The organism is [Zimmermannella] bifida NBRC 103089, from assembly GCF_001570925.1.
Classification (GTDB): domain Bacteria; phylum Actinomycetota; class Actinomycetes; order Actinomycetales; family Microbacteriaceae; genus Gulosibacter; species Gulosibacter bifidus.
The window spans coordinates 34,624-43,449 of sequence record NZ_BCSP01000010.1; the positions used below are offsets into that span (position 1 = coordinate 34,624).

An 8,826-nucleotide genomic window follows, 5' to 3' on the forward strand; every position below is an offset into this window, starting at 1 on the left:
AGAGGAGTGAAACAGTCGGGATTTCGCGCGCAGGCAAACCTCACGCCGAAGACACCTGACGAAGACAGTGCTCAAAATGTCCGTTGCCATGAGTGGAAGCTACTACGCACCAACGACTCTATGTCGCAACGTAAAATCTAGATGAATTGCAGTCCAGAATACGAGATGAAGGGCGACCCATCTAAGCTCAGTTATTTGCATACGGGCCTAAAAACTTTTCACCGTTCAGATGAATCATATGCGTCGGATCTTCAGCGCACCACGCCTCCGTTTCCCATGCGAGATCAGATAGGAACTTCCGCATGATTTCTCGGCTCCGAAAACATGAAACGAAAACAAGCCCAGCAGTACAACCATCGAAGATCTTTGTTAGCTCTCCGTAACGTTTGGCATCAACTGGTCTGCGAGTAGACGCCGCCTCCATCAGGAACAGCCAGTTCTTTGACTCCTGATAAACGACCAGATCGGGAAGCTGCCCATGAGTATCGATAGTAACCCCCAACGAAGCTAACTTGTCCTAGTCGAAGAGCATGAGTTACTCGTCCGCATCACCGATGTAAAGAACTTCACCACCCTGAACAAAGTAAGCACAGAAATCATCAATCATTCGTTTAATGAGGACGTTTTGAATACCGCCTCCAAGGGTTATCTCTTTGCCCCCAGGAAGCCTCTCGTGAGTCGCCTACGACTGCGCGAGGATCATCGTAATCCGACCCGGCCAGACACGGGCAGCGGCACGAACGACGTCGCTCATCCGCCCCACGGGCCCCGGCGGCGAGGGACCCGATCTCGCCTCCCGCGGGATCGGGTAGCCGCGGGGAGTAGCCTGACGATGTGAAAGAGTTGCATCCCAGCCTGAACCATCAAGCCGCACAACCTCGGAAAGCTAGATTAGGTTGCCCTAACTTCTATGACGAACCACTCGCTCACGCCCACCGAAGAGTCGACCCGACGCCGCGCCGCAACACCACCGCACAATGTGCGGCCATGGCCACTCCCGCGCGCGCAATCTCCCCGCGTTGAGCAATGGCGATCGCGCCTCGCCGCCGCAGGCAACAACCGGGCCACCATCGACGAGGCCGTGCAGGCAATCACCGGCGAACTGCATGCAGAGGGCACCCCGCTCATCGAACCGGGGCCATCCAGTGCCACCTCGCTGGTGACCTTCGTCTGGATTAGCGAGGCGCCTCACGGCATCGCCTTGCAGCTCAACCGCATGACCGATCCGATGGATCTCGCCGACACCATCCTCGAACCCCTCGAGCACTCGCCCATCCACACACTCACTCTCGAACTGCCCCACGATTGGCTCGGCAGCTACCTCTTCGTGCCGCTAGCCGACGAACCGGTGGTACGCCTACACCGGGGCGTCAACAAGCAAGAACGGGGACGAATCATCGCCGCAGCCCGGGCCGATCCGTTCGCGCGCGAACACCTGCCGAGCAAGTCGCTACTCTTCGGCAACGGGCAAGCGCCACAACTGGCCGCAGCCAGGGCACAGCGGGCGAGCAACACGGCACTCTGGCACGATTCTTCGGCCAGCGTCGAACGCCTCGCGGATGTGTCGAGCGCCGTCAACGGCGAACCCCTGCAGCTGTGGCGATGGTCGCATCCGCGCGCAACCGCCTCGAGCCCGACATTACTGCTGTGCGATGGCGAGGTGTGGCGCACCCAATTCCCGATCCACGCAGAGCTGTCGCGACGCATCCATGCCGGCAGCCTCACGCCGCTCAACCTGCTGTATCTCGACTCAGGCGGCCCCCGACAGCGCCACCTCGACTATCCGTGCAGCGTCAACGAATCGGCAGAACTTCTGGGCAGAATCCGTGACGCAGCCGGGCCCCTGGCGCAAGCAGGCCCGTGGCTCGCGGCCGGGCAGAGCCTCGGCGGACTTTTCACGATGCTCTGCACGCTGCGACACCCTGACCTTGTTGCGACTGCCATCGCACAATCACCATCACTTTGGTGGCCGGCGGCGCCGCCGCACGAACCACAGCCCGGTTGGTTCGAAGAGGCCGCGACTGCAGAACCGGCAGGGCGCGTGCTGCTGGAGGCCGGCAGCTATGAGTGGGACCTCGTCGAGCGCGTACGTCACGCCGCGGCGGTCTTGGCCGCGCGCCGCGAGCTCATCGGCTTCGAGCAGTATCCGGTCGGGCACGATGTGCTCGCATGGCAGTCACTCTTGCCCGATGCAATCGAACGCGCACTTACCGACCACTGACCAGGCCAACATCACCGCGACCATCCAGCACCGACCCCTGGCTCGGCATCGTTCAACGACACCGTCGCATTGACCAACCCACCCGCACTTTGGTAAAGATAGGCTTACCTAAGTTCTAGGTTGTCGTTGTGTTCACGAAGGGAAACTCAATGCACGATTCACTCGAACAGCTAGTGCGTTCCACCACAGGCACGAGCGACGCCAAGCGTGGCCGCTGGCGCGCCACACTCATAGGCGTCGCGGTGGCCGCACTGGCACTCACCGGTTGCGCGGGCAGCAATGGTAGTGACGTCGGCGAGGGTACTACCAGCGCGTCGACGCAGGCAGCCAACGAATCGGCGGTCGAGTTCCCCTACACCTTCCAGAACGCCGACGGCACCACCACCGAAATCCCCGAGCAGCCCCAGAACATCGCCTCCACCTCCGTCACAGTGACCGGTGCACTGCTCTCGTTCGGCGCCCCGGTGAAGGCCTCCGGCGCCGCCGCAAATGGTAAGTTCTTCCCGCAGTGGGCAGACGAAGCGGCGAACGCTAAGGTCGAAACCCTCTGGTCGGCAGGCAAGGTCGACCTCGAGGCGGTCATCGCTGCCGACCCCGACCTCATCGTGGTTGCGAGCACCGGCGCCGACTCGGCGATCGATAACCTCGCCGACTTCCAAGACATCGCCCCCACCATCGTGGTCGACTATGGCGGTGAAAGCTGGCAAGACCTCACGCTGCAGCTCGGTGAGGCCACCGGCATGACGCAGGAAGCGCAAGCGACGATCGATCAGTTCAACGCGCATGTCGCGGAGGTGAAGAAACAGATCAAGATTCCTGAGGGCGAGACCAACATCGTCTCGTTCAAGGGCCCCGGTGAGAACAACCAGATTGGCCGTGTTAGCGGACCACACGCAGAGCTGCTCACTGAACTGGGCTTCACGATCGAAGACCCCGACCCCTCGTGGCACAACCAAGACAACCTGCGCAATGACTTCGTATGGGCGAGCTACGAGAACCTCACCGAACTCAAGGCAGATACCACATTCATCCTCGCCCAAGACAACGAGGGCGCACAGAAATTCGTCAAAGACCCCACGCTCGCCAACCTGCCGAGTGTGAAGAACGGCCAGGTTTACGGTCTGGGTAAGAACTCGTTCCGCATTGATTACTTCTCTGCGACCGAAATCGTCAATGGCGTCCTTGAAAACTTCAAGGCCTAACAAGCACAAGTCGAGCGCCCACTCCGGCGTGTGGTTGCTGGGAATCGGCGTGATAGTAATTGCACTATTGCCAGTTTCGATCATCGTCGGCACCGTCGATATCTCCCCGCGCGAAGCGTGGCACGCGTTCTTCGCATTCGACCCCGGCAACACGAAGCACTTGCTCGTGCGTGAGATTCGCATGCCGCGCACCGCGCTCGCGATCATCGTCGGAGTGGGCCTCGGCGCCGCTGGCGTCGTCATGCAGGCTATCACCCGGAACCCACTCGCTGAACCGGGCTTGCTCGGCGTGAACTCGGGTGTGACTCTCACCGTGACGGTCGCCATCGCGTTCTTCGGTTTCAGTTCGCTGGCAGCCTCGATGGCGTTCGGTTTCTTAGGTGCCGGGTTGACCGGCGCGCTGGTTTACGCGCTCGGCGGTGTGCGACAGGGGGCCGGCCCGGTGCGGCTCGTGCTCGCGGGCGCCGCGGTGAACGTGGCACTACTTGCCAGCGCCCGGATTATTCTCGTCAACTCGGATACGGATGTGTTTGATCGCTTCCGCACCTGGACGGTTGGCTCGCTCGAAGGACGTGGCACCGAGCTGCTGCTCCCCACCGGCGCCGCCGTGCTCGCTGGATTCGTGATTGCCTACACGATCTCAGGCGCGCTGGATGCGAGCGTGCTCGGCCACGACCTCAGTCGCTCGCTCGGCATCAAGCCGGCGGTAGTGCTCAGCTTCGCCACCGCGGCAATCATCATCATGTGCGGCGCCGTCACTGCGGCGGCGGGCCCGATCAGCTTCGTTGGGCTCACCGCACCGTTCATTGGCCGCGCACTCGTGGGGCTGAGACATCGGCGACTAATTCCCGCAACAGCGCTCATCGCCTCCGCGGTGGTGCTCGTTGCTGATATCGCCGGCCGACTCGTTGTGCCCTCCGGTGAGATCGGAGTGGGGATCATGGCGTCGGTCATCGGCGCGCCGGTGTTCATCGCCATCGTGCGGCGCAGAAAGATCCCACAGCTATGACCACCCCACCCAAAACCACCAAAGCGGCCCGCACCGGCCACTGCATGACAGCCGACAGTCGCATCCTTTCAAGCGCCCGTGTGCTGCGAATCGGTCGCGCATCCCTGGTGGTGTCTCCCCGCACCGTCACGGTTACAGCCACTCTGTTTGTCGGGATGCTGTTACTTGCGGCGTTGGCGATGACGCTCGGTCGGGTTTCGGTGCCGCTCGATGACCTGCTGCCGTCAATGTTCGGACTATCAGAAACCCGCAGCCACAACGCTGCCGTGCAAAACATCCGCTTACCACGCCTGGTCGCAGCGATGGCTGCCGGTGCCGCGCTGGGTGTTTCTGGCACCGTGTTCCAGTCGGTGTCGCACAATGCGCTCGGCTCCCCCGACATCATCGGGCTCACCACGGGTGCGGCCACTGGCGCAATCAGCCAGATCGTTTTCTTCCAGGCTGGGCCGGTGCAGGTGACTATCGGCGCACTCGTCGGTGGCCTTGGCACCGCGCTCACTATCTACCTGCTCGCGCTCAAAGGCGGGGTCACTGGCGGGTTTCGCCTGGTGCTCGTCGGAATCGGTGTTGGGGCACTCATGTCGTCGTTGAATCAGGTCATGATTGTCCGCGGTGACGTCGATAGCGCCTTTACCGCAAATGTGTGGATTTCGGGTTCGCTGGATGACGTCAAGTGGGCGCAGGCGCTGCCGGTCGCCGTAGTGACGCTGCTGGTGGTTCCGCTGGTTTCCGGTCTTGCGATGCGCGCAACCCTGCTCGAAATGGGTGACGATATTGGTAGCCAACTCGGCATCCGTGCCGAACAGACTCGCCGCATCCTGATGTTGCTTGCCGTGGTGCTTGCGGCAGTTGCCACCAGCGCAGCCGGCCCCATCGCCTTCATCGCCCTGTCCTCACCGCAGCTGGCACGCCTGCTCACCCGATCGAAGACGCTCTCAGTGTTCAGCGCGGCGGCAATGGGCGCCTTTCTGCTGATCATCGCGCATATCATCACGGCCACGATTCCGGTGACCTTCACTCTGCCGATTGGCCAGGTTACCGGCCTGATCGGTGGCCTCTATCTCGCGTGGATGCTGACTCGCTCGAAGCAGATCTAGCACCCAACCACACATCCGAAAACCCCAGGAGGACCCCTTTGGCCGCCCCAAAGTCTGCCCTTCGCGGCCACGACTTGTCGCTCAACTATGGAGAGCGGCTGGTCTCTGAACACCTGAACGTCGAGATTCCCGAGGGCAAGATCACCGTCATCATCGGTCCCAACGCCTGCGGCAAATCGACACTGCTACGGGCGTTGTCGCGACTACTGACCCCCAAGCACGGACATGTGCTACTTGATGGGCGGGATGTGCAGCGGATGCCGGCGAAAGAGTTCGCGCGCAAGCTCGGGCTGTTGCCGCAGCAATCGATCGCGCCCGCTGGGATTACTGTTGGCGATCTCGCGGCGCGTGGTCGCTACCCGCACCAGAACCTGCTGCAGCAGTGGACTGAAGCGGATGAGGCAGCGGTAGAGAAGGCGCTGCGTGCCACCGACCTACTGGAGCTTGTAGATCGGCCAGTGGATGAGCTTTCGGGCGGACAGCGCCAGCGCGTGTGGATCTCGCTGCTGCTCGCGCAGAATCCACCGGTAATGCTGCTGGATGAACCAACGACATTCTTGGATATCGCGAATCAGCTCGAAGTGCTGGAGCTGTGCTACCGACTCAACCGCGAGGAGGACCGCACGATCGTGCTGGTGTTGCACGAGCTCACGCAGGCGGCACGGTTCGCCGACCACCTGATCGTGATGCACGGTGGACAGATTGTGAGGGATGGGCCGGTACAGGATGTGCTGACTGAAGATTTATTGCAGGATGTGTTTCGTATCAATTCACGAATTATTGAAGATCCGGTCTCGGGTCGCCCGCTGGTAATTCCAATCGATAGTGTGCGGACGCACTGAGCTATCGATTTGCTTTTGGATGCAGTGCCCGGGGCAGCAGAGCGTCTGGTTTCACGACATCATTCCAAACCCCGTGTCTCACGACATCGTTCACATCCCAACCAAACATCCAGCACTCACCTCTACCGGCCGACGGCTGGCTACGGTCAGGTACCTCGCTGCGGGAGTTTCACGGCTCTGCATGCCTTACCGGGACAACATAGGAGCTAGAGGACACCTGTCGTCTCGTCAGCACCTACAAAGCCTGGAAAGCACCGAGGTAACACACCTCCCTGCCGCAAGCTTCACGGCTTTGTGCGTCTTCCGGGGATGTGCGCGTGGTAGAACACGCACACATCCCGCGAACACGCACAATGCTCGAAGAGAGTGTCCACAGAGCCCCGGCGAAACGAAAAAAGCCGCCATCAGGCGGCTTTTTTCGTTCGGTCGGGGTGACAGGATCTGAACCTGCGACCCCTTGACCCCCAGTCAAGTGCGCTACCAAGCTGCGCCACAGCCCGCTGTCCCGAACTGCATCGGGCAACTCCAATAGCTTTACCCCATTTCGCGAAGCTCTGCGCGCATCCAACACGCCCCGATAAAGTCTGCCAATTCAAAGTAGCACTTCCCCTGTAGCCATCGTCACCGGCGCCGGCGCCGCCGAAGGCATCGGTTTCGCCGCCGCCCGCGCCCTCGTGCGCGCCGGATTTCGCGTCATGATCGCCCACAATGCACGAGTCGCTCAAGACCAGCAAGCCTACGAGAAGGCGTTCAACGCTAGCCACGAACAGCACAGGCGCTGTTAGCTGAGCACGCTGCCGTGGTCGCCGAGATCCAAAACAAGAACAACCGACTGGCCGCCTACCACTACTACAGGCAGGAGACCGCTAACCTTGATCTTGAACAGTTGGTCTTCAGCCCATACCTCTGCGTAGCTTTGCTCGACAAAGGCACCGTCGACGTCGACGGCAACGTCACCTTTCAATTCCGCGACGGCAGCACCCAAGTAGTAGCCATCAAGCAGTAACTTGGGAAGGTGTCAGGGTGTGACTAGAGTTGCCACTCCTTAATCAAGATCTCAATAAGTTCTTCCTGACGTCGGTTGATAACACTCGGAGTCCACACCGGTTCTCCGAGTACCTGCGTGGTTAGTGCGAACACCGCCACGCCTTTCCCTGACTTGAAGTACTTCTCTTTCTTAACGTCGAAGTCGTAATTTCCAGCGCTGGAGTTTTTCCGTCGGTTGAGCAGCAGTAGGTTCCCGAGGCGATGGGTCCACGTTGTGGCATCTTCCTCAGTGAAGTTTGAGGCCCACTGGCTATCGGGATTGATGGTTTGGGGCAGAACGTGCTCGACCGAGATGATCTTGTGGTCGTAGGTAGCTCCCGGGTCATCAGCCAGCACGGAGTCTAGCCGTAGCAACACATACTTGTGAACGCGCGCATTCAAGTAGATGTCACCGTCGAGGCGTTTCAACGTCTCTGCTCGTTCAATTTCAGTGAGTTCGAAGCTATGCGAATCCAGACCATGACCATCAGCGAGCTGTTTGAGTAGCTCCATGTAACGCTGTTGTCGTGGCGTCGCGTAGACCCGGCGGACGAGCATGCTGGCAGCGAGGCGTTCGAGCTTGCTGAAGAACGCGACTAGGAATTCGGGGTCTTCGCCGTGCTCGGTGATCGCCCACAAAGCTGGGGGACGCCAGTCATCGTTGTCGAGTTGAGCTAAACGTTTTAGCCAATTGTTGACCTGTTCCCAAAGTGGGTCATCTCCTTCGAAGTCTTGAGCATTCAGACGAATGTCTGCTTTGGCATACGGCTCGAGAACTTCCTTTATGAAGCCGCTTCCATTGTCCGGCAGATAGACGTTGAGAACTTGCTCAGGGAATTCATGCAACAGGCTCTTGACACTTCGAGTGCGTGATTTAATCGCGCGAATGTAAAGGAACAGATCTCCGAACTCATCGCGGCCCAGATCTTCCTCAAGACGTTCCCACCGGTCAGCATAATTCTTCTTCTGGGTTTCAGGGATCGCGCCGATGATCTGGGACTTGAAAATATCCTGGGGCGACAAAGGCAGTCCACGAGCGTTCATCACCGAGAAAATGCGATACGCACTGTTCAAGTCAGGAGTTGCGACGATGACCAAGAATGCTCGTCGTGCGATGAGGCGAAACAGATCTTTGCGCAGTTCGGGAGTGAAGTTCTGCAACTCCTCGTAGAGTGCCTTGGCGTTGTCGCGCAGACCGCGCTGGGCGTCCGTCTCCGGGATGTTGTTGCTCAGTCCAACCAACCCGAGAGTACTGCCCTGCTGTTGGACATATTCTAAGAAGAACTGGTTGTCGCGTGGACGTAGCGCCAAGCGGGGTCGCGCGACCTTGTCTTCCCAGCCAACGGCCGGTTCTTCAATGAGCTTGTGGATGTCCCTACGCAATTCGTCATCGGTAGCCAGGTCTCGTAGAAGCGAAAGCAGAAGGGTG

7 protein-coding genes, 1 tRNA gene and 1 pseudogene are annotated in these 8,826 nt (G+C 59.9%); 6 read left to right on the plus strand and 3 right to left on the minus strand.

What is annotated here, in order from left to right; genetic code table 11:
- Positions 1–187: 187 nt before the first annotated feature.
- Positions 188–658, minus strand: a pseudogene (locus tag ZBI01S_RS10240) (BsuBI/PstI family type II restriction endonuclease); the annotation flags it as partial.
- 252 nt (positions 659–910) lie between these two features.
- Between ZBI01S_RS10240 and ZBI01S_RS07860 the strand changes: the two are divergent.
- The 5 genes from ZBI01S_RS07860 to ZBI01S_RS07880 all read left to right on the plus strand — a co-directional run bounded on the left by ZBI01S_RS07860 (position 911) and on the right by ZBI01S_RS07880 (position 6,371).
- Positions 911–2,221: an enterochelin esterase domain-containing protein gene (locus ZBI01S_RS07860; protein ID WP_066058805.1), complete on the plus strand. Its 1,311-nt coding sequence runs from the start codon at positions 911–913 to the stop codon at positions 2,219–2,221.
- A gap of 149 nt (positions 2,222–2,370) precedes the next feature.
- The gene (fepB, locus tag ZBI01S_RS07865; RefSeq protein WP_083524623.1) at positions 2,371–3,423 is read left to right on the plus strand and encodes a Fe2+-enterobactin ABC transporter substrate-binding protein; all 1,053 of its coding nucleotides are present in this window, start codon (positions 2,371–2,373) and stop codon (positions 3,421–3,423) included.
- 49 nt (positions 3,424–3,472) lie between these two features.
- Entirely contained in the window at positions 3,473–4,432 is a 960-nt protein-coding gene (locus ZBI01S_RS07870) for a FecCD family ABC transporter permease (RefSeq protein WP_245610583.1), read from the plus strand.
- Complete coding sequence (locus ZBI01S_RS07875) at positions 4,429–5,529, plus strand: FecCD family ABC transporter permease (RefSeq protein ID WP_245610584.1); 1,101 nt, start codon at positions 4,429–4,431, stop codon at positions 5,527–5,529. The genes ZBI01S_RS07870 and ZBI01S_RS07875 overlap by 4 nt, the downstream gene beginning before the upstream one ends.
- Positions 5,530–5,567: 38 nt before the next feature.
- A complete protein-coding gene (locus ZBI01S_RS07880; RefSeq protein ID WP_066058807.1) occupies positions 5,568–6,371 on the plus strand; it encodes an ABC transporter ATP-binding protein in 804 nt (267 codons plus the stop codon).
- 426 nt (positions 6,372–6,797) lie between these two features.
- On the opposite strand, the gene ZBI01S_RS07885 is transcribed toward ZBI01S_RS07880, so the two are convergent.
- Positions 6,798–6,871 (minus strand) — tRNA-Pro (locus ZBI01S_RS07885).
- Between the two features lie 299 nt (positions 6,872–7,170).
- Between ZBI01S_RS07885 and ZBI01S_RS07890 the strand changes: the two genes are divergently transcribed.
- The gene (locus ZBI01S_RS07890; protein ID WP_066058810.1) at positions 7,171–7,377 is read left to right on the plus strand and encodes a hypothetical protein; all 207 of its coding nucleotides are present in this window, start codon (positions 7,171–7,173) and stop codon (positions 7,375–7,377) included.
- 23 nt (positions 7,378–7,400) lie between these two features.
- On the opposite strand, the gene ZBI01S_RS07895 is transcribed toward ZBI01S_RS07890, so the two are convergent.
- A partial coding sequence (locus ZBI01S_RS07895) for an HNH endonuclease family protein (protein ID WP_066058813.1) occupies positions 7,401–8,826 on the minus strand: 1,426 nt, incomplete at its 5' end.

Excerpts from the sequence above, each read along its gene's own strand:
- ZBI01S_RS07860 (WP_066058805.1), top strand. The coding sequence starts at position 911 with ATGACGAACCACTCGCTCACGCCCACCGAAGAGTCGACCCGACGCCGC.
- fepB (WP_083524623.1), top strand. The coding sequence starts at position 2,371 with ATGCACGATTCACTCGAACAGCTAGTGCGTTCCACCACAGGCACGAGC.
- ZBI01S_RS07875 (WP_245610584.1), top strand. The coding sequence starts at position 4,429 with ATGACCACCCCACCCAAAACCACCAAAGCGGCCCGCACCGGCCACTGC.